Raw genomic sequence first — 19,087 nt, forward strand, 5'->3', positions numbered from 1 at the left:
CGCCGCGAATTAACTAGCCGCCGGCTTGTTGAACGTCCAGTTCCACTGGCGGATTTCGACACTTTCGAACAGTCCGGCCTTGGCGTAGGGGTCGGCGGCCGACAGAGCCTGCGCGCTGGCCAGATCAGGCGCCTCGACCACCACGAGGCTGCCATTGGGCTTGCCGTCGGCGTCGAGGAACGGACCGGCAAAGGCCAATTTCTTGTCGCCGTTCAGCCCTTCGAGAAAGGCGACATGCTCGGGCCGCGTGTCGAGGCGCACCTGCAGGCTTCCGGGCTTGTCCTTGCAGATCAGAGCAAACAGCATGGTCTTTCTCCTGGGTGGTTGGATCAGAGTGTAGGGATCAATCGTTGGTTTCGGTCTTCAGCGGCCGGGTCATCAGCGCCGTCACGGCCTGCCCGATGGTGATGGTGCCGTCCAGTATGGCGGCGACCGCGGCTATGATCGGCGCATCGATTTCGCGCTCGGCGGCGATGCGGGCGGCGATCGCCGCGGTCGGCACGCCCTCGGCCAGCGGCAATCCGGAAAGTGCCTTGCCCTGTCCGAGCGCCAGCCCATAGGCGAAATTGCGCGACTGCGCCGACGAGCAGGTAAGCAGCAGGTCGCCAAGCCCGGAAAGCCCCATCAGGGTCTCGGGCCTGGCGCCGAAGGCGGCACCGATGCGGCGCAGTTCGACAAAGCCGCGCGTCACCATGGCCGCCTGTGCGCTGGCGCCGAGCCCGGCCCCGGTGACAGCGCCGGCGGCGATGGCGAAGACGTTCTTCAAGGCGCCGCCGATCTCGACGCCGATCAAGTCGTCGCTCGAATAGCAGCGCAGGTTTTCAGCCGAAAATCGGGCGGCAAGGTTGGCCGCAAGCGCCTCGTCGCCGGCGGCCACCACCACCGCCGTCGGCAGGCCGCGGGCGACATCGCTGGCAAAGCTCGGCCCCGACAGGGCTGCGACCGGGTTTGGCGGCAAGACTTCGGCAGCGATTGCCGACAGCAAGGCGCCGGTGTCGCGCTCGATGCCCTTGGCGCAAAGCACAAGCGGAATGCCGGCCGGCATATGATTCCTGGCGGCGGCCAGCGTGGCCCGCAACGCCTGAGCCGGCGTCACCGTCAGCACGCAATCGGCCCCAGTGAGGGCTGCCTCCATGTCGCTCGTCGCCTCGATGCCGGGCGCGATGGCGATGCCCGGGAGATAGCGTGGGTTCTCGCCCCGGCCGATCGCGGCCACGGTTTCAGGATCACGCGCGAACAGCCGCACCGTATGGCCGGCGCGCAGCATGGCCAGCGCCAGCGCCGTGCCCCAGGCGCCGCCGCCGAGCACGGCGACATGCCAGCCGCTTTTGCCCGGACCCCCACCCTTCATGGCTCGATCGGTCATGCCTTGGCTCCGCGACGGCCGGAGCCGACCATTGGCGCCGAGACGCTGTCCAGCGGCCAGCGCGAGCGCGGCACGAAATCGAAGCCGTTCTCCTGCGCCATGCCTTCTCGCAGGCGTTCGATACCGGCCCAGGCAATCATCGCCGCGTTGTCGGTGCAAAGCTTCAGTGGTGGCGCGACGAAGCTGAAACCGGCGTCAGTGCAAAGCCGCTCCAGCGTTGTCTTGACCGCTCGGTTGGCGGCGACGCCGCCGGCGACGACCAGCGCCGGGTTTTTCGTGCCAGGGAATGTTTCGCGAAAGCGTTCCAGCGCGCGAGAAACACGGTCGGCGAGCGCATCGGCGACGGCCGCCTGGAACGAGGCGCAGATGTCGGCGACATCCTGGTCGCTCAAGGGCTCGATCGCGGTCGCCGCCTGGCGCACCGCGGTCTTCAGGCCGGAGAAGGAGAAATCGGGCTGTGCCGAGCCTTTCATCGGCCGCGGGAAGGCAAAGCGCGAGGCATTGCCAGACAGCGCTGCCTTCTCGACATTGGGACCGCCGGGATAGGGCAGGCCGAGCATCTTGGCGGTCTTGTCGAAGGCTTCGCCGAGCGCGTCATCGATGGTGGTTGCCCAGCGCTGGTAGTCGCCAACGCCGCGCACGGCCAGAATCTGCGTATGGCCGCCGGAGACCAGCAGCAAGAGATAGGGGAATTCGAGCCCGTCGGTCAGTCGCGCCGTCAAGGCGTGGCCTTCGAGGTGATTGACAGCGATCAGCGGCTTGCCGGCCGCCGCGGCGATCGCCTTGGCCGTCATCAGGCCGACGATCAGTCCGCCGACGAGGCCTGGTCCGGCGGTCGCGGCGATCGCATCGAGCTCGGCCAGCGCCACGCCCGCATCGGCGAGTGCGGCCTCGATAATGCCGTCCAGTGCCTCGACGTGGGCGCGCGCGGCGATCTCCGGCACGACGCCGCCGAAGGCGGCATGTTCCTCGATCTGGGAGAGCACGATGGTGGACAGGATTTTCGGCGCGGCATCGCCCTCCAGCGCCACGACGCTGGCGGCGGTCTCATCGCAACTCGTCTCAATGCCCAGAACGCGGATCAATTCGTCGCTCTCTCCAGAGATTGTATGTCAGGGCGTTCCTCGTTAGGAGAGTGCCCGGAAACGCAAAGCCAGCCGGGGGTTATCACGGACCGCGCGCCATGCAAACAATCTTGAAAATCGGAACACGCGGCAGCCCGCTGGCATTGGCGCAGGCGCATGAAACACAGGCGCGGCTGATGGCCGCGCACCGCATGCCGGCGGAGGCGTTCGAGGTTGTCGTTATCTCGACCGGCGGCGACCGCATCCAGGACCGGCCGCTGTCGGAGGCTGGCGGCAAAGGCCTGTTCACCAAGGAAATCGAGGAAGCCCTGCTCGCCGGCGCGATCGACATCGCCGTGCATTCGTCGAAGGACATGCCGACGCAATTGCCGCCCGGCCTGGAACTCTCCGCCTTCCTGCCGCGCGAGGATGCGCGCGATGCCTTTGTGGGCAGGGCGGCGAAGACGATCGCGGAACTGCCGCAAGGGGCGAAAGTCGGCTCCTCGTCGCTGCGGCGGCAGGCGTTGATCCGCCGCATGCGGCCGGACCTCGACGTGGTGATGTTCCGCGGCAATGTGCAGACGCGGCTGCGCAAGCTGGACGAAGGGGTCGCGAGCGGCACCATCCTTGCCTATGCCGGCCTGAAGCGGCTGGGCCTGGAAGATGTTGCCACCGATTTGATGCCGCTGGACAGCTTCCCGCCGGCACCAGGCCAGGGTGCGATCGGCATCGAGACACGGATCGGCGACCGCGATGTCGAGAAGATGCTGGTGGCGATCCACGATGTGGCGACCGGGCAGGCACTCGCCTGCGAGCGCGCTTTCCTGGCGGCGCTCGATGGCTCCTGCCGCACGCCTATCGCCGGCTATGCCGCGATCGAGGCCGGAAAGCTCTCTTTCGCCGGGCTGATCATCTCGCCCGACGGCACGCAGTCGCACGCGGTCGAGCTACAAGGGCCGGCACAGGACGCCGCCCGCATCGGTGATGAAGCGGCGCGGACGGCGCGTGCCAAGGCCGGCGAAAAGTTCTTCCACGGCTGGCTCTGAAGATGCTCCGCGTGCTGGTCACCAGACCGGAGCCGGGTGCGTCGCGCACCGCGCGAAAGCTGGAGGAGATGGGTTTTGAGCCTCTTCTTCTGCCCTTGACGGAGACGATGGCATTGCCGGTCGATGCCAAGGCGATTCCGGAAGACGTGGCAGTCGTCGCCATCACCAGCGCTAATGCGGTGCGCCACGCCCCCAGAGATCTGATTGCGGTGCTGTCCAATCTGCCTTGTCATGCTGTCGGCAGGAGGACCGCGGAGGTCGCGCGCAAAGCCGGCTTTCTCTCGGTCAACGAGGGGCCCGGCGATGCCGAGGCGCTGGCCGACGGCATGGCAATCGCGTTTTCCGGCAAAACAATCGTCTATCTCTGCGGGCGCGTGCGATTTCCCGCCTTCGAGCAGAAGCTGGAAGCAGCTCACGCCCAGGTCCATGCCGTCGAGACTTATGACACGCTTGCGGTGAGCTATTCGGACGAAGCGATCCTTCCTCTGATATCCGGTCAATCCGTCGATGCGGTGCTGCTCTATTCGGCCATGGCCGCTGCCGAAATGCAGACACTGGCCAGGCGACTTACCTTGCAGCAGGCCTTTGAAAAGACCCGTTTTTTTGCTCTTTCCGCGCGCATTGCCGCCGCTTTCGGCGACGGCACCGGCAAAGCAATGCACGTTGCCGCGCGGCCCGACGAGGAGGCGCTGCTGGCACTTTTGCGGGCACGGCCCTGACCCGCGTCATCACACCGCCCCTTTTCACCGCTTGGTGATGTGCTAGACCCTTTCTGAACCATCACGCGCCGCCAGGCGTTGAGACGAAGCGAATTTGCGGAGCCCCTGCATGGTCAAGACGCCGAAGATGCGACACTCGAAAGGCCGCCGCGAGCCGGTGACCATCGATCTCGATCCGGGCGCCGTCTCACGCATCGTCGACGAGGATGCCGCCAAGAATACCGCCCAGACCGATGAGGCGAAGGCCGAGGAAGCGGCGAACGCCTCGCGGCCAGAGCCGCCGGACGAGCCGGTACATGCCGATCAGGCGGATCTCGAACCTTGGGAGCATGGCGATGCAGCCGCCGGGCAGCCTGGCACCCACGCGCCACCGCAAGCCGAGGCCAAATCCACTGAGCCGGAAATGCTTTATCCCGGTTCGGATACACCCCCCAACCGCGCCAAGGCTTCCGACTACAATTTCGAGGATGCAACCGCCAAAACCGCCGAGACCAAGGTGGCTTCCGGTAAAACCGACGCAAGGAGCGAACCGATGGCCACGCAGCCGAAGCGGGGCGGCCTCAACGGCATCGCCGCCGGTATCATCGGTGGTGTCATCGCCCTGGTCGGCGCCGGTGGCCTGCAATTTGCCGGCCTGCTCGGTGCGCCGGGTGCCGCTCCCGGTGTCTCGCTCGACGGCGTCAATGGCGAGATCGCCTCGTTGAAAAGCGAAATCGCGGATATGAGGGAAGCCGGCGGCAGCGGCGGTGCATCGGCCAAGGTCGACGGCCTGTCGTCGGCGCTGGATCAGGTCAAGAGCGATGTCGCGGCGCTGAAATCAGCGGTCGAACAGGGTGGCGCGGGCGACAATGCCGGGCTTGCCGCGATGGGCGACAAAGTCAAGCAGATCGAAACCTCGGTGGCCGCCCTCGGCAAGGCCGGCGGCGCGGCGCCTGTCGATCTCGGCCCGCTCAACGAAAAGCTGGCGGGTCTCGATGCGCTGGTGAAGTCGACGGGCGAGGCGGCGAAGGCACAGGAAGGCCGTCTCTCCGCGCTGGAGCAGTCGGTGTCGCAGCTTTCCAGCAAGGTCGATGCGCAGGCGTCGCAGCCAAAGATCGCACTCGCCATCGCGGCCTCGGCGCTGAAGGCGGCGCTCGATCGCGGCGCGCCGTTTTCGGCCGAACTCGATACGCTGGCCGCGATTTCGCCTGATGCGCCCGAACTCGCGACCTTGCGGCCCTATGCGGAAAAGGGCGTGCCGACCCGTACCGAGATCGCCTCGCAGATGGACGCCGCCGCCAATGCCATGGTCGCCGCCGCGACCCCGGTCGATCAGAATGCCGGCTTCCTTCAGAACCTGATGTCGAGCGCTGAATCGCTGGTCAAGGTCCGGCCGATCGGTGCCGTCGAAGGCCCCGGCGCACCGGAAACCGTGGCGCGCATGGAGGTTGCGGTCACGCAGGGCGACTATGCCAAGGCACTCAGCGAATATGACACGCTGCCGGAAGCCGCGAAGGCCGCGGGCGCCGACTTTGCCGGCAAACTGAAGGCGCGCATCGAGGTCGAAACCCAGGTCGACGCGCTGATCTCCGGCGCGATGAAGACATGAGGGCAACACGATGATCCGCCTGCTCGCCTTCCTCATCGTCGTCTTCGCGCTCGGGCTGGGCTTTGCCTGGCTGGCCGATCGGCCGGGCGACATGGTCGTTACCTTCAACGGCTATCAGTACCAGGTGAGCCTGATGGTGGCGGCGGTTGCCGTCGTCGCTGTCGTCGCCGCAGTGATGATTGTCTGGTGGCTCATCAAGTCGCTGTGGAACAGTCCCTACACCATCTCGCGCTATTTTCGCGTGCGCCGCCGCGACCGTGGCTATCAGGCGCTGTCGACCGGCATGATCGCCGCCGGCGCCGGCGACGGGGCGCTGGCCCGCAAGAAGACCAAGGAAGCGGCCAAGCTGATCCGCTCCGACCAGGAGCCGCTGATCCATCTGCTCGAGGCACAGGCATCGCTGCTCGAAGGCGACCATGAAGGCGCGCGCCAAAAATTCGAGAGCATGCTCGACGATCCCGAAATGCGGCTGCTTGGCCTGCGTGGGCTTTACCTGGAAGCCGAACGACTGGGCGACCGGAACGCCGCCCGGCACTATGCCGGCCGTGCCGCCGCAGTGGCGCCGCAACTGGCCTGGGCGGCCGAATCGACGCTGGAGGAACTAACCGCGCGCGGCGACTGGGATGGCGCGCTGAAACTGGTCGACGCGCAGAAGTCGACGCGGCAGATCGAGCGTGACGCCGCCAACCGCCGCCGCGCGGTGCTGTTGACCGCCAAGGCGCAGTCGCTTGCGGACAGCGATCCCGCGGCTGCCAGGACAGCGGCGATCGAGGCCAACAGATTGCAGCCGGATTTTGCCCCCGCCGCCGTTGCCGCCGCCGCGGCGCTGTTCAGGCAGAACGACGTGCGCAAGGGTTCGAAGATCCTCGAAGCGGCATGGAAGGCCGAGCCGCATCCCGAGATTGCCGAGCTCTACACCCATGCGAGGCCGGGTGACGCCGTGCTCGATCGGCTCAACCGGGCAAAGAAGCTGCAGGAGATGAAGAAGAACCACGCTGAATCGTCAATGACGGTGGCGCGTGCCGCGCTCGACGCGCAGGATTTTTCAACCGCCCGCCGCGAGGCAGAGGCCGCGATCCGGATGGACCGACGCGAGGGCGCCTATCTGCTGCTCGCCGACATCGAGGAGGCCGAGACCGGCGACCAGGGCAAGGTGCGGCAGCTGCTGTCCAAGGCGGTGCGAGCCCCGCGCGATCCGGCCTGGGTCGCCGACGGCGTCGTCTCCGAGCGCTGGGCGCCGGTCTCGCCGGTCACCGGCCGGCTCGACGCCTTCGAATGGCGCGCGCCGATGGAGCGGCTTGGCCAGCTGATCGACAGCCACGATGAGCCGGACGCCCCGGCAGTGGCCATCGAGGCGCCGGGCAGGCCGGAAAGGCCGGTCGAGGTGATCGATCACGCCGCACCGGGCGACGAGGCGACGGGCAAAGACGCCGAAAGCCGCGAGGATCATGTCACCCCGGTCACGGCCGCCGCCTTTGCCGCGGTGCCCGCCGACGCCGAGGCCGTCGAGCCGGCGGAAGAACTGGCGCGGCTGCCGGACGATCCAGGCGTCGATCCGGACGACGAGGCGGAAAAGTCGCCCCGCCGGTTCCGGCTGTTTTGATTTTGGGCAGGCCGTTAGGCGTTTGGGAATGAATTGATGTTCGAGCGCGTTCTGTCGTTTCTCAGGGATTTGCCGGCCGGCTCCGGCAGCCATGCCAGCACGGACGATCCGCGCGTCGCGGCCTCGGCGCTGCTCTATCACGTGATGAATGCCGACGGCGTGCGCCAGGATGTCGAATGGGAGCGGTTCAAGGCGGTGCTGGCGCAAAGCTATTCGATCAGCGGCGCCGAACTCGAAGCACTCGCCGCCGCCGGCGAGCGGGCCGACAACGAGGCAATCGACCTCTACGCCTTCACCAGCGTGCTCAAGCGCCACCTCGACGCGGAGGGGCGCAAGGCGTTCATCGGCCTGATGTGGGAGATCGTTTATGCCGATGGCGAGCTGCATGAGCTGGAGGACAACACGGTGTGGCGTGTCGCCGAGCTGATCGGCGTCGAACGCCACGACCGCGTCGAGGCGCGCCGCAAGGCGGCGGCGCACGCTCCGGGCGCCACTGGAACATCCTCGGACGAATAGGATTTTCGCCGTCCATGCCGCGCCAGACGAGGTCGAAACCAAAAGTCCTGATCGTGCTGCATCAGGAGAATTCGAGCCCCGGGCGCGTCGGCCACATGCTGCTCGAAGAGGGCTTCGATCTCGACATCCGCCGCCCGCCGCTCGGCGACGCCTTGCCGGAAACGCTGGATGGCCACGCCGGCACAGTCGTCTTCGGCGGTCCGATGAGCGCCAATGACGAGGACGAGTTCGTTCGTCGCGAGACCAACTGGCTGCAGATTCCACTCAGGGAGAACCGGCCACTGCTCGGCATCTGTCTTGGGGCGCAGATGCTGGCCAATCATCTCGGCGGCAAGGTCGAGGGCCATGGCGAAGGGCTGGTCGAGATCGGCTGGTATCCCCTGAAAGCGACCGAGGCCGGCAAGAAACTGATGCACTGGCCAGAGATGGTCTACCAGTTCCATCGTGAAGGCTTTTCGCTGCCGAGCGACGCGACGCTGCTGGCCACGAACGAGACTTATCCCAACCAGGCCTTCCGCTATGGCGATAATGCCTGGGGCATCCAGTTCCACGGCGAACTGACCCGAGTGATGATGCAGCGCTGGGTGGTGCGCGGCGCCCACCGCTTCGAGCTGCCCGGTGCGCAGCCCGGCCGCGACCATCTCGGCGGCCGGCTGATCTGGGACATGCATTTGAAGCGCTGGCTCGACGAGTTTTTGCGCACGATTTTTGGCGAGCCTGTGGCGCGGTAGTGCCGGGCCGGTGCTCTGAACCGCCGACGCCTAAAAACTAGTCCGAAAACGTTACGCTCACGCCGCGCTGCCGAAAATAAGCCTGCATCAACTTGCGGCCCGAGCGGTTGCTCTGCGCCAATTTGGCAGGATCGAACACCGCCTGTTTTATCCCCTCTCGCGCCAGCGCTGCCTTGAGCGTCGCGATATGGGCGTCGATGTCGGCATTGTCCGCCCTGAGCGACGCGTAGATATTTTCGGTCGCTTCGGCCACGGTCGGTTCGCTCACTTGTGTTGTCCTTTGGTTGGTTCGGCGGCGGCTTAGCATAGATTCGCTGCCCCGTCAGTTTCGTCCTTTGAGGTGCCTCACCTTGCGCAGCGCCGGGAACAGATAGGCCCACAGGCCGGCAACCGCGACGGCGCCGATGCCGCCGATGACTACCGCCGGAACCGTGCCGATCAGCGCCGCCATGGTGCCGGCGCGAAATTCGCCGACCTCGTTGGAGGCACCGACGAAGACCTGGTTGACGGCGTTGACGCGGCCGCGCACCTCGTCGGGCGTCCACAGCTGGATCAGCGTCTCCCTGATGTAGACACTGAACATGTCGGTGGCTCCGAGCAGGGCAAGTGCCACAATCGAGAGCCAGGTGAGCGTCGACAGGCCGAACAGCACGGTGCAGGCGCCGAACGCCGCCACGAAGCTCAGCATGATCTTGCCAGCACGGTCGCGGATCGGATGGCCCGCAAGCCAGACGGCGACGCAGATGGCGCCGATCCCAGGCGCCGAACGCAGCAGGCCGAGGCCCCAGGGGCCAAGTTGGAGGATGTCACGCGCATAGACCGGCAGCAGCGCCGAGGCGCCGGACAGAAGCACGGCGAAGAGGTCGAGCGAGATGGCGCCAAGCACGATCTTCTCGCTCCAGATGTAGCGGAAGCCGGCAAACAGCGTCTCCATTGTCGGCTTGTCGGTGGCGGTCTGTTGCGCGGGCTTGGGAATGGTGAAGATCAGCAACGCGGCGGCGAGCATCAGGACTGCGGCCGTCGCATAGGCCACTTCCGCCGACACGCCATAGAGCAAGCCGCCGGCGACCGGGCCGACAATCGTCGCGGTCTGCCAGGCGGAGGAGTTCCAGGCGATGGCATTGGCGAAATCGCGCTGCGGCACGAGATTGGCGAACAGGGAGGACGAAGCCGGCCCGTAGAAGGCGCGGGCAATGCCGAACATGACCAGCACGGCGAAGATCGGGAGCGGGGTTGTAAGGCCGCGCAGGGTCAAAAACAGCAGAGCCAGCGCGCAGGCGCCTTCGACCAAGGTCGCCAAGGTCATGATGAGCCGGCGGCCGAAACGGTCGGCGACGACACCTGTAACCAGCACCAGAAGCAGCGACGGCAGGAACTGGACGATGCCGACAATGCCAAGATCGAACGGATCGCGCGTCAGATCATAGACCTGCCAGCCGACGGCCACCGAAACGATCATGGTCGCGAAAGTGGTGAGAAAGCGCGCCGTCCAGTAGCTGAGGAAGGCTCTGTGCCGGAAAGCGGCATAGCGCTGCTCCGGCAAGGTTTGTTCTGGTATCATGAAGTGAGGCCCCGTTGCGGTGGGCATCGGCTCGCGGGGCACTTCCCGAATGGGCGCTGTTCGACCAATGGAACTTGGTAAAGTTCGGGGCGGATATGCTTTAAAATCAGATCCGGATCAAGGGACTTTCGATCCGCACCACCGATAGCACGCGGAAGTTACTGCCGCAGCGCAGCTGAAATCGCGTCCAGCCCGCCTTTCAACTCGGCCTCCCTCGGCCAGCCGAAGCCGACGCGGAAGAAGCGCTTTTCCATTTCGAACCAGTGGCCGGGCCCGACATAGGTGCCGTGATCTTCCAGCAGCCTGACATAGAAGCGATCGAGGTCGAAGCCGGGTTCGACATCGAGGCGCGGGAAACCGACGACACCGCCTTCGGGCCGCACCCAGTCGACCAGCGGCTCGCGGTCGATCCAGGCCTGGACGATGTCCCGGCGCCTGGCCATTTCGGGCAGCAGCTTTGCCAGGAAAGCGTCCCGGCCTTCCAGCATGCCGCGCGCCATGCCTTCGTCGATGACGCTGCCGCAGATGCCGATCTGCTCCTTGGCGGCCAGAAATGTCTCCTGAAGGGCCGCATCCCTGGTGATCAGCCAGCCGATGCGGATGCCGGGAATGCCGAAGGCTTTCGACAGCGACGAGACGCTGATGGCTTTTTTGCTCAGCGAGGCCGCCAAAGGCAGGCGCCTGCCATAGGAGAGATCGCGATAGGTTTCGTCGACCAGCAGATAGCAGCCGCTGGTCTCGGCGAGCGCGACCAGCGCGTCCAATTCGGCACGGCTCATCATGGTGCCGGTCGGATTGTGCGGGCAAGTAACGCTGATCAGCTTCGTGTTCGGCCGCATCGCGGCCCTGACGCGCTCGACGTCGATGGCGAAGCCTTCGTCGAAGGCGAGGTCGACAAAGCTGATGGCGCAGCCGATCGCCCGCGGCGTTTCGATGTTGGTGGCGTAGTTGGGCCTGATGACGACGAGGTGATCGCTGGCGGAGAGCAGCGAGGTGGAGATGATGAACAACGCGCCGGCCGCACCGGCCGTGACCAGCACATCGTCGGGCGCGATGCCGGCATCCTGCGCGGCGATCAGCGCGCGCAATTCCTTGTCGCCGCGATGCTCGCCATAGAAGAGGGTCAGATCAGGCAGCGAGAGGCCGATGTCGGAGAGTTTCTGATCGGCGATCGAACTTTCGGAGAGGTTGTAACGGATGCGGTCGTAACCGTACTCCTCCGGCGCTTCTCTCTCGATCACCATCCTGGTGTAATTCATGGCTTCCCCCAGATCGTCTTGTCCCAGGGTATCCAAGCCACAAAAGCACGAAGCCTGCCAAGGCGAATTCGCCGGCAGGCTTCTATTCCAGTCGTCCTAACAATTGGCTCAGCGTCCAAATCGCCTCAGGCCGAGACTTTGGCCTTTCGGCCCTTGCCTTTGACGGCGGCGACCACGGCGGCCTTGCGGCCGAGGCCGATCGACTTCGCCAGTTCGGAGCGCGAAGCCGCGTAGTTGGGGGCAACCATCGGATAGTCGGAAGGCAGGCCCCATTTGGCGCGATAGGCATCCGGCGTCAGGCCGAAATGCACGCCGAGATGACGCTTCAGCGATTTGAATTTCTTGCCGTCCTCGAGGCAGATGATGAAATCCGGCGTCACCGACTTCTTCGGGTTGACGGCCGGGACCAGCGGTGCCGCCACCGGGGCGACCGGCTGGCCGAGCCCGCTGATCGAGGCGCTGACGCTGGCGATCAGCTCGGGAAGGCCGGACGCAGGCAGGCGATTCTTCTCGACATAGGCCGATACGATATGGGCCGTCAGCTCGAGAAGGTCGAGGGTCTTGCTGGCGTGGCTGTTTTCGTCGGTCAATCTATTTCCTCCATCCATGGCGCATAACCTCGAAAATGGGACCGTTTTCAAAAAGGATGATGCGCAAAATTAAAGTGGGTCGTCTTCGTGCGTCGCGCGCGACGCGATGTAGTGGGGCTGACTTCCTAGTCGGCAAATCTGCGCAATGCAATCTATCGCCGCAACATAACACGGCATTTTGAACAACTATACTAAGCTGTAACAATATCAGACGATCAGGGCCTTGTCGCGCCACAGACGAAATCCGCCTTCGAAGGCGCGTGTGTTGTCACCGCGCCTGGAGTCGGGGGGCAATTCGTCTAGCTTGTCGACATTGCCGCCGCCGATGACGACATAGTCTGGCTGCAGGGCGGCGCGCAGCCGGTTGACGACGTCGAAGACATGACCGCGCCACTTCTTCTTGCCGCGCTTTACGAGGCCGCGTTCACCGACATAGTCCTCGAAACTCTGGCCTTTTCTGTAGGGAAGGTGGGCGAGTTCCATCGGCTGGCCGACATTGTCGAGGACCATCGCGGCACCGAGGCCGGTTCCGAGGCCGAGGAACAGCATGCGCCCGCCCTCATAGCTCCCGAGGGCCTGCATCAGCGCGTCATTGACCACCTTGACCGGCTTGCCGAACTCAGCGGTGAAATCGAAGCCGGCCCAGCCCTTGCCTAGATTCATAGGATCGAGCACGGGCTTGTTTTGACGCACGGGGCCTGGATAGCCCATCGAGATGACGTCGTAGGACAAGCCGTCGGCGAGCTTCTTCACCTTGTCGATCATCTGCCTTGGCGTCAGGTCAGGCCCGGAATCCGTCCGGCGCTCGGTGCCACCGTCGCTGGTCAGGATCTTGACGTGCGACCCGCCAATGTCGATCGAAAGGACTACCTGCCCGGTGTCCGAGGCAGCCTTCTTAACCACCTTGGCCATCTCGTCCCCTCCACTCATGCGACCGGGTCGATCCAGCCATTGGGCGGCCCGAAGCCGGCCATGGCGTCCGCTGGCCCCCACGTCTTCGGCTCGTAAAGATGCGGCGGCGTGGTGTCGCCGAGCACCGGACCGACGATGCGCCAGGCGAGTTCGGCGGCGTCCTGGCGGGTGAAGAGCTGGCCGTTGCCGTTCATGGCGTCGCCGATCAGCCGTTCATAGGGCGGCATGTCGCCCTTCGAATCGTCGAGCGCGGTGAGTTCCACCTGCTCGCCAATCATGTCGTCGCCCGGCGCCTTGCGCTGGGCGCCGATGGCGATCATCACCTGCGGGTCGATGCGGAAGCGGACGTAATTCTGGTCGGCGGGCTTGATCGGGTCGAAGACGTCGAGCGGCGGCCGTTTCAGCCGCACCACCACCTCGGTGACATGCACCGGCATGTTCTTGCCGGCGCGGATGAAGAACGGCACGTCCTGCCAGCGCCAGGTGTCGACGAAAAAGCGTACCGCCGCGAAGGTCTCGACCGGCGAGTTCGGCGCCACGCCGGGCTCGGCGAGATAGCCGGTGAACTGGCCGCGCACGACATCGTCTTTCGTCAATGTCCGGATGGCGCGCAACACCTGCACCTTCTCGTCGATCAGGTCGTCGGCGGAGCGGCCGACGGGCGGCTCCATGGCGAGGAGCAGCAGGATGTTGAGCAGATGGTTCTCGATGACGTCGCGGATGGCGCCGACATCGTCATAGAACCGCCCGCGTCCTTCGACGCCGAAATCCTCGGCCATGGTGATCTGCACGCTCTCGACGTAATTGCGGTTCCAGATCGGCTCCAGCAGGGAGTTGGCGAAGCGGAAATAGAGCAGGTTCTGGATCGCCTCCTTGCCGAGATAGTGGTCGATGCGGAAGATCGACTGTTCGTCGAACACCAGGTGCAGCACCCGGTTCAGCCAGCGTGCCGACTGCAGATCGTGGCCGAACGGCTTTTCGACCATCAGCCGTGCGCCATGCGCGGTGCCGGATTGCTCCAGCCCTTGCACGACGGTCTCGAACATGGACGGCGGCACCGCCATGTAATGGAGCGGCCGCTGGGCGCTGCCGAGTGCCGTCTTCAGCTTCTCGAAGGTTGTGGGATCGCGATAGTCGCCGCTGACATAGCGCAGCAGCGACGCGAACTTGGCGAAGACCGTCTCATCGATGGCGCCGAGGGCATGGACGATGCCGTCGCGGGCGCGGTCCTGCAACTGCTTCAAATCCCAGGCGTCGAAGGCGACGCCGATCACCGGTTCGGTGAGCGTGCCCTTGGCGACCATCTGGTAAAGCGCTGGAAATATCTTCTTGTGGGCGAGGTCGCCGGTCGCTCCGAAGAGCACCAGCGTATCGGACCGTTCCTGGCTCATGCGTGCGTCTCCCCTGTCGCCGTCACTTGCCGCCCTTCGGCTTTTCGATATGCCCGCCAAAGGCATAGCGCATGGCAGACAACAGCTTGTCGGCGAATTCGGATTCGCCTTGCGAGGAGAAGCGGTCGAACAGCGCCGACGACAGCACCGGTGCCGGCACGCCGGTGTCGATCGCCGCCTTCAGCGTCCAGCGGCCCTCGCCGGAATCCGAGACCCGGCCGCCGAATTGCGCCAGACCCGGATCGCTCTTCAGCGCACCGGCGGTGAGATCGAGCAGCCAGGAGCCGATGACGCTGCCATGCCGCCACACCTCGGCCACCTGCGGAAGGTCGATGTCGAACTGGTAGTATTGCGGGTTTTCCAGCGGGCTTGTCTCGGCGTCCGCCGTCCGCTGCCGTTTGCCGGCATTGGCCGACTTCAGGATGTTCATGCCTTCGGCATAGGCGGCCATGACGCCGTATTCGATGCCGTTGTGCACCATCTTGACGAAATGGCCGGCGCCGCTCGGTCCGCAATGCAGGTAGCCATAAGGCGCGGTGCCGGCGGTCTTGTCCGGGGTGGGCGCGCCGGCATCAGCGCCAGGCGCCAGCGTGGCAAAGACCGAATCGAGGTGCTGCACCGCCACGTCGGGACCGCCGATCATCAGGCAGTAGCCGCGCTCCAGCCCCCAGACGCCGCCACTGGTGCCGACATCGACAAGATGCATGCCCTTGGTGGCCAGTTTCGCGGCCTGGTCGACGGCGTCGTGATAGTAGGAATTGCCGCCGTCGATGACGATGTCGCCGGGCTCCATCAGCGCCGCGACCTGATCGATGATCCTGCCGGTGATCGCCGCCGGCAGCATCAGCCAGACACAGCGCGGCTTGGCCAGCTTGCCGACGAATTCCTCCAGGGATGCCGCCCCCAAGGCGCCGTCGCTCACAAGCGCCGCGACGCTGGCCGGGTTGATGTCATAGACGACGCATTCGTGGCCGTCGCGCATCAGCCGCCGCACCATGTTGGCGCCCATCCGGCCCAGTCCCATCATTCCGATCTGCATGGTTTCGTCCCTGTTTCCTAGAGATTTTCTGGGGTTGTCGAGGAAGGATCTACTGGCTGTCCTGCGCGCCTGACATGATGGAGAAGTCGACATTCTCCCAATCGCCGGTTCCGGGCCAGAAAAAAGTGAAGATCAGCGTGCTTCCGTTGGGGAGGCTGGCCGTGGGCAGATCGACAAGATGAAGGCCGAAAGCGTTTTCCGCTGTCCGGCTGTCGTGGGCGGTTGCCCAATTGTCCGTGCTCCAGTGGATGGTGGCCGCCGTCAGCAGCTCGAGGCGCAATGTCTTGCCCTCGGGCAGTGCGCGGATCTTGTTGTTGAAGCGCCATGCCCTGAACGACGATACGGTCTTGTCCTGGATGTAGCGCTTCACGCCTTGCGGCGGCATATCGAAGACGGCGCCGTCGCGTAGCGAGCGCAGCAGCTTGATGTGTTCGGAATGCGCCCAGACCAGTGGCATGGCGCTGCCCGATGGCTTGCCATGCAGCAGCTCGCGCTCGGGAATATCGGCGCCGTCCCACACCTGTTCGGGCAGCAGGCCGCCAGGCCCGGCCGACCGTTCCAGCGCATCGAGCAAGCTGGCCGCCTTGTCCTTGCGCCCGGCGGCCAGCTCGTAATGAGCCCGTTCGCCGGCAAGCAGGGGCCAAGGCCGGCCCTGGCCGGTGCCGTCGAAGGGCGTGCCATCCTCATGCTCGCCATAGCCGTCGCTGTTATAGCGGTACCAGAGAGGCCCTTGCGGCAGTTCGCAGCGCAGCTGCGCGTCGATGATCTTGACGGTGTCGACGATGCGCGGATCGTCGGCGGCTCTCAGGCCAAAGCGCACCAGGGCCAGCGCGTCAGGGCTGACGATTTCCTCGGCCGGTCGGTCGGTGTCGCCTGGTGGCCGGTTCTTGATCGGGACATAGCCGTCCTTCGGCGAGCCGGCTTCGGGGTCGTCTGGCGGCGCAATGCGGACGTAATAGCCGCCGACGCCGACGGCCTTGCAGATGGCGGTGCCGCTGACATAGCTCCAGCGCTCGACCTGGTCGTTCCAGCAGTCGGCTGTTTCGCGCAGGTAGGCCGCCTCCGCCGCTTTGCCGCAGGCATCGAGCAGGTCGGCGCCGGCAAGCAGTGCCGCGATCTCGACGGCCATCGTGAACGGGCTGTAGCCGGCGTCTTCTTCCCAGCGGTCCTCGCCAGTGACCGGACCATTGCGCACGACATAGGAGGCGGCGCGCTCGATCATCGGCAGGAAGGCCTTCAGCCTGGCACGCGGCAAGTGGCCAGCGCGATGCAGGGCATCCAACAGCAGCAAGGGAAAGGCGCATTCGTCCATCTGGATGCCGGGCCAATAGGCGGAGCCGTCGAGCCAGGCGTTCTGCGGCCAATGGCCGTCCGGCTGCTGGATGGAGCGGAGATATTCCAGGATCCGCAGTGCCGAGGCGGCATCGCCGGCGGCGAGAAAGCCGCCCGCTGTTTCGACCAGGTCGCGTGGCCAGACAAGATGATAGCCGCCGAGATCATCGTCGCCCTTGTTGAATCCCCATGGGATCGACAGGCTGGCCACCGCCGCGCCGGGCATTGCCGACGACCGGTGGGTGGCCAGCACCGCGGTGGAGACGCGGTAGCTGTTCACTCCGGGGACCGCGTGGCGGTCCAGTGGCAGCAGCCCCGCCTGCCATTCGCGCCATTGTTCGACGTAGGATTTCGCCGCCGGTTCAAAACCCCGCTTCAGGCTGGCGAAGGCGTTTTCGGCGGCTTCGTCCGGTGTCGTCCCAAAACCCAGCGCCAGCATGGTTTTTGTGTTGGCGGCGGTGAAGCCGATCTCGCCGGTCAGCGCGACATTGCCGTCCTCGGCACGCCGGCAAGCCGTATCGAGCTTGCCGGCGCTGTTGAGTTGCTGCCAGCCGTCGGAGAAGCCGACATAGCCGGCCGAGCAATCCCGCCAGGGCAGGGACGAGGCCAGCGCCAGGCAGGTGCCGCGCCCCGAGGCAAACAGGACGGGTTTTCCCTGGTACTCGCCGATCCAGGCGGTGTTGCCCATGCCGGCATTGACCAGATGCGGCGCCAGAAGCGCGTAGACGCGGTAGTCGGCCGCGGAGCCCTTGAGCGGACTGAAGGTGATTTCCTGCAGCAAGGTCGGTCGCGCCGGATCGGCCACGATGCGCTTCTCGATCCGGTAGGCGCCGTCGTCGGCTGTATTGACCAGCCTGTAGGCGGGCACGCCGTCCTCGAACGGCTCTATGCCGTGCGAGGCATCGCGCTTCTCCTCGGAGAAATAGCCATCCATGCCGGTGACGATCAGGCCGAGGTCGCGCGTGCAGGCGCTGTCGACGCGCGGATAGTACACCTCGTTCAGGATGCCGTGGCTGGTGGTGAACCAGACGCGGCTGGACGGCGAAAGCGCCGAGCCGACTCCGCTCTTGGCGCTTGAGGTCCAGCGCGCGGGAATTCCCGGCGCGCCCGGCGGCACAATCGGCGTCACTGCCATGCTTGTTCGCTCTCCTGGCCCGCATGCCTAGCCATCAAACGAAGCCATTTCAATCAGCGCACCTCAAGTTGATCGGCGGCGCACATCGGATTGCAGTTGACAGCCCGCCGGCCTTCTGCACTTTTGTCTGACAATAGATAAAAAACAGGATCGCAATCGCGAAATTCGTCGACAATCAAACTGATCAGCAACTCTCGGGAGGAGTATCACATGAAGAAACTATTGGTTCTCAGCACGCTTGCGGCGGTGCTCGCGGCCGGTACGGCTTTTGCCGACACCAGCGGCAAGAAGATCGCGTTCTCCAACAATTATGCCGGCAATTCGTGGCGGCAGGCGATGCTCGACAGCTATGGCATCGTCACCAAGAAGGCCGTCGACGACAAGATCGTCGGCGCGGCTGATGTCTTCACCACTGCCGACAAGGAGGTGCCGACCCAGGCCGCCCAGGTGCAGAACCTGATCCTGCAGGGCTATGACGCCATCGTCATCAACGCCGCCTCGCCGGATGCGCTCAACGGTGCCATCAAGCAGGCCTGCGATGCCGGCATCACCGTCGTCTCCTTCGACGGCACCGTCACCGAGCCCTGCGCCTACCGCGTCGTCGTCGACTTCAAGGACATGGGCAAGCAGGAAGTCGAGCAGATGGCCAAGTTCCAGCCCAAGGGCGGCAATCTGCTTGAAATCCGGGGGCTTGCCGGCACCTCGATCGATGATGCCATCCATGCAGGCATCCTCGAAGGCGTGGCCGCGCATCCCGAATTCAAGATCGTCGGTTCTGTCACCGGCGACTGGGACCAGACCACGGCTCAGAAGGCGGTGGCGACCATCCTGCCGTCGCTGCCCGACGTCGTCGGCATCGTCGACCAGGGCGGTGACGGCTATGGCGCCGCGCAAGCCTTCGCCGCCGCCGGCAAGCCGCGCCCGACCATCATCATGGGCAACCGGCAAGATGAATTGAAGTGGTGGAAGGAACAGAAGGACAAGGACGGCTACCAGACCTGGTCGGCTTCGATCGCGCCGGGCGTATCGACGCTCGCCTTCTGGGTGGCGCAGCAGGTGCTCGATGGCCGCAAGGACATTCCGCACGATCTGCTGGTGCCGTATCTGGCCTTCACCCAGGACGATTTCGAGGCGGCCCTGCCCAAGATCAAGGAGGGCGGTGTCGCCACCCACGAATACACGCAGGAAGATGCCATCGCGGCGATCAAAGCCAATATCAAGTGAAAGTCGCAGAC

Annotated in this window: 18 protein-coding genes; 7 read left to right on the top strand and 11 right to left on the bottom strand. The window is 65.2% G+C overall.

Annotation, left to right across the window (positions count from 1 at the left end):
- Positions 1-9: 9 nt before the first annotated feature.
- From FJ954_RS03990 to tsaD, 3 genes are read right to left on the bottom strand one after another with little or no spacing between them, the layout of a single operon-like run.
- Positions 10-306: a YciI-like protein gene (locus tag FJ954_RS03990; RefSeq protein ID WP_140618378.1), complete on the bottom strand. Its 297-nt coding sequence runs from the start codon at positions 304-306 to the stop codon at positions 10-12.
- Positions 307-343: 37 nt separating this feature from the next.
- Positions 344-1,366, bottom strand: a complete 1,023-nt coding sequence (locus FJ954_RS03995; protein WP_140660475.1) for an NAD(P)H-dependent glycerol-3-phosphate dehydrogenase — start codon at positions 1,364-1,366, stop codon at positions 344-346.
- Positions 1,363-2,448, bottom strand: a complete 1,086-nt coding sequence (gene tsaD / locus FJ954_RS04000) for a tRNA (adenosine(37)-N6)-threonylcarbamoyltransferase complex transferase subunit TsaD (RefSeq protein ID WP_181177745.1) — start codon at positions 2,446-2,448, stop codon at positions 1,363-1,365. Before tsaD ends, FJ954_RS03995 begins: the two co-directional genes overlap by 4 nt.
- A gap of 101 nt (positions 2,449-2,549) precedes the next feature.
- Here tsaD and hemC point away from each other — a divergent pair, with 101 nt between their 5' ends.
- From hemC to FJ954_RS04030, 6 genes are all read left to right on the top strand, one after another.
- Positions 2,550-3,476 carry a hydroxymethylbilane synthase gene (gene hemC, locus FJ954_RS04005; RefSeq protein WP_140660477.1) on the top strand — a complete coding sequence of 309 codons (927 nt, stop codon included), beginning with the start codon at positions 2,550-2,552 and terminating at the stop codon, positions 3,474-3,476.
- Between the two features lie 2 nt (positions 3,477-3,478).
- Positions 3,479-4,195, top strand: coding sequence for a uroporphyrinogen-III synthase (locus FJ954_RS04010; protein WP_140660478.1), 717 nt, complete (start codon positions 3,479-3,481; stop codon positions 4,193-4,195).
- A gap of 109 nt (positions 4,196-4,304) precedes the next feature.
- Positions 4,305-5,783: a COG4223 family protein gene (locus FJ954_RS04015; RefSeq protein ID WP_140660479.1), complete on the top strand. Its 1,479-nt coding sequence runs from the start codon at positions 4,305-4,307 to the stop codon at positions 5,781-5,783.
- A gap of 10 nt (positions 5,784-5,793) precedes the next feature.
- Positions 5,794-7,386 (top strand): heme biosynthesis protein HemY, encoded by a 1,593-nt coding sequence (locus FJ954_RS04020; protein ID WP_140660480.1) that lies wholly within the window; start codon positions 5,794-5,796, stop codon positions 7,384-7,386.
- Positions 7,387-7,422: 36 nt separating this feature from the next.
- The gene (locus tag FJ954_RS04025; protein ID WP_015315071.1) at positions 7,423-7,902 is read left to right on the top strand and encodes a TerB family tellurite resistance protein; all 480 of its coding nucleotides are present in this window, start codon (positions 7,423-7,425) and stop codon (positions 7,900-7,902) included.
- Positions 7,903-7,916: 14 nt separating this feature from the next.
- Positions 7,917-8,633: a glutamine amidotransferase gene (locus tag FJ954_RS04030; RefSeq protein ID WP_015315072.1), complete on the top strand. Its 717-nt coding sequence runs from the start codon at positions 7,917-7,919 to the stop codon at positions 8,631-8,633.
- 37 nt (positions 8,634-8,670) lie between these two features.
- Here the strand turns inward: FJ954_RS04030 and FJ954_RS04035 are convergent, their stop codons facing one another.
- The 8 genes from FJ954_RS04035 to FJ954_RS04070 form a co-directional block, all read right to left on the bottom strand.
- Positions 8,671-8,940, bottom strand: a complete 270-nt coding sequence (locus tag FJ954_RS04035) for a hypothetical protein (protein WP_051041236.1) — start codon at positions 8,938-8,940, stop codon at positions 8,671-8,673.
- A gap of 15 nt (positions 8,941-8,955) precedes the next feature.
- Positions 8,956-10,194, bottom strand: coding sequence for an MFS transporter (locus FJ954_RS04040; RefSeq protein ID WP_015315074.1), 1,239 nt, complete (start codon positions 10,192-10,194; stop codon positions 8,956-8,958).
- Positions 10,195-10,352: 158 nt separating this feature from the next.
- Complete coding sequence (locus FJ954_RS04045) at positions 10,353-11,453, bottom strand: aminotransferase class I/II-fold pyridoxal phosphate-dependent enzyme (protein ID WP_140660481.1); 1,101 nt, start codon at positions 11,451-11,453, stop codon at positions 10,353-10,355.
- 125 nt (positions 11,454-11,578) lie between these two features.
- Positions 11,579-12,043: a MucR family transcriptional regulator gene (locus FJ954_RS04050; RefSeq protein ID WP_041163289.1), complete on the bottom strand. Its 465-nt coding sequence runs from the start codon at positions 12,041-12,043 to the stop codon at positions 11,579-11,581.
- Between the two features lie 207 nt (positions 12,044-12,250).
- Positions 12,251-12,955 (bottom strand): ROK family protein, encoded by a 705-nt coding sequence (locus tag FJ954_RS04055; protein ID WP_015315077.1) that lies wholly within the window; start codon positions 12,953-12,955, stop codon positions 12,251-12,253.
- Between the two features lie 14 nt (positions 12,956-12,969).
- A complete protein-coding gene (gene zwf, locus FJ954_RS04060) occupies positions 12,970-14,346 on the bottom strand; it encodes a glucose-6-phosphate dehydrogenase (protein WP_140660482.1) in 1,377 nt (458 codons plus the stop codon).
- 22 nt (positions 14,347-14,368) lie between these two features.
- The gene (gnd, locus tag FJ954_RS04065; protein ID WP_140618400.1) at positions 14,369-15,385 is read right to left on the bottom strand and encodes a phosphogluconate dehydrogenase (NAD(+)-dependent, decarboxylating); all 1,017 of its coding nucleotides are present in this window, start codon (positions 15,383-15,385) and stop codon (positions 14,369-14,371) included.
- Between the two features lie 49 nt (positions 15,386-15,434).
- Complete coding sequence (locus FJ954_RS04070) at positions 15,435-17,852, bottom strand: glucan 1,4-alpha-glucosidase (RefSeq protein WP_140660483.1); 2,418 nt, start codon at positions 17,850-17,852, stop codon at positions 15,435-15,437.
- 210 nt (positions 17,853-18,062) lie between these two features.
- Here FJ954_RS04070 and FJ954_RS04075 point away from each other — a divergent pair, with 210 nt between their 5' ends.
- Entirely contained in the window at positions 18,063-19,076 is a 1,014-nt protein-coding gene (locus tag FJ954_RS04075; RefSeq protein WP_015315081.1) for an ABC transporter substrate-binding protein, read from the top strand.
- Positions 19,077-19,087: the final 11 nt, after the last annotated feature.

The organism is Mesorhizobium sp. B2-3-15 (genome assembly GCF_006442875.1).
Taxonomy (GTDB): Bacteria; Pseudomonadota; Alphaproteobacteria; order Rhizobiales; family Rhizobiaceae; genus Mesorhizobium; species Mesorhizobium australicum.

Coding starts and splice junctions, on each gene's coding strand:
- FJ954_RS03990 (WP_140618378.1), bottom strand. CDS start 306: ATGCTGTTTGCTCTGATCTGCAAGGACAAGCCCGGAAGCCTGCAGGTG.
- FJ954_RS03995 (WP_140660475.1), bottom strand. CDS start 1,366: ATGACCGATCGAGCCATGAAGGGTGGGGGTCCGGGCAAAAGCGGCTGG.
- hemC (WP_140660477.1), top strand. CDS start 2,550: ATGCAAACAATCTTGAAAATCGGAACACGCGGCAGCCCGCTGGCATTG.
- FJ954_RS04010 (WP_140660478.1), top strand. CDS start 3,479: ATGCTCCGCGTGCTGGTCACCAGACCGGAGCCGGGTGCGTCGCGCACC.
- FJ954_RS04015 (WP_140660479.1), top strand. CDS start 4,305: ATGGTCAAGACGCCGAAGATGCGACACTCGAAAGGCCGCCGCGAGCCG.
- FJ954_RS04020 (WP_140660480.1), top strand. CDS start 5,794: ATGATCCGCCTGCTCGCCTTCCTCATCGTCGTCTTCGCGCTCGGGCTG.
- FJ954_RS04025 (WP_015315071.1), top strand. CDS start 7,423: ATGTTCGAGCGCGTTCTGTCGTTTCTCAGGGATTTGCCGGCCGGCTCC.
- FJ954_RS04030 (WP_015315072.1), top strand. CDS start 7,917: ATGCCGCGCCAGACGAGGTCGAAACCAAAAGTCCTGATCGTGCTGCAT.
- FJ954_RS04035 (WP_051041236.1), bottom strand. CDS start 8,940: ATGCTAAGCCGCCGCCGAACCAACCAAAGGACAACACAAGTGAGCGAA.
- FJ954_RS04040 (WP_015315074.1), bottom strand. CDS start 10,194: ATGATACCAGAACAAACCTTGCCGGAGCAGCGCTATGCCGCTTTCCGG.
- FJ954_RS04045 (WP_140660481.1), bottom strand. CDS start 11,453: ATGAATTACACCAGGATGGTGATCGAGAGAGAAGCGCCGGAGGAGTAC.
- FJ954_RS04055 (WP_015315077.1), bottom strand. CDS start 12,955: ATGGCCAAGGTGGTTAAGAAGGCTGCCTCGGACACCGGGCAGGTAGTC.
- zwf (WP_140660482.1), bottom strand. CDS start 14,346: ATGAGCCAGGAACGGTCCGATACGCTGGTGCTCTTCGGAGCGACCGGC.
- gnd (WP_140618400.1), bottom strand. CDS start 15,385: ATGCAGATCGGAATGATGGGACTGGGCCGGATGGGCGCCAACATGGTG.
- FJ954_RS04070 (WP_140660483.1), bottom strand. CDS start 17,852: ATGGCAGTGACGCCGATTGTGCCGCCGGGCGCGCCGGGAATTCCCGCG.
- FJ954_RS04075 (WP_015315081.1), top strand. CDS start 18,063: ATGAAGAAACTATTGGTTCTCAGCACGCTTGCGGCGGTGCTCGCGGCC.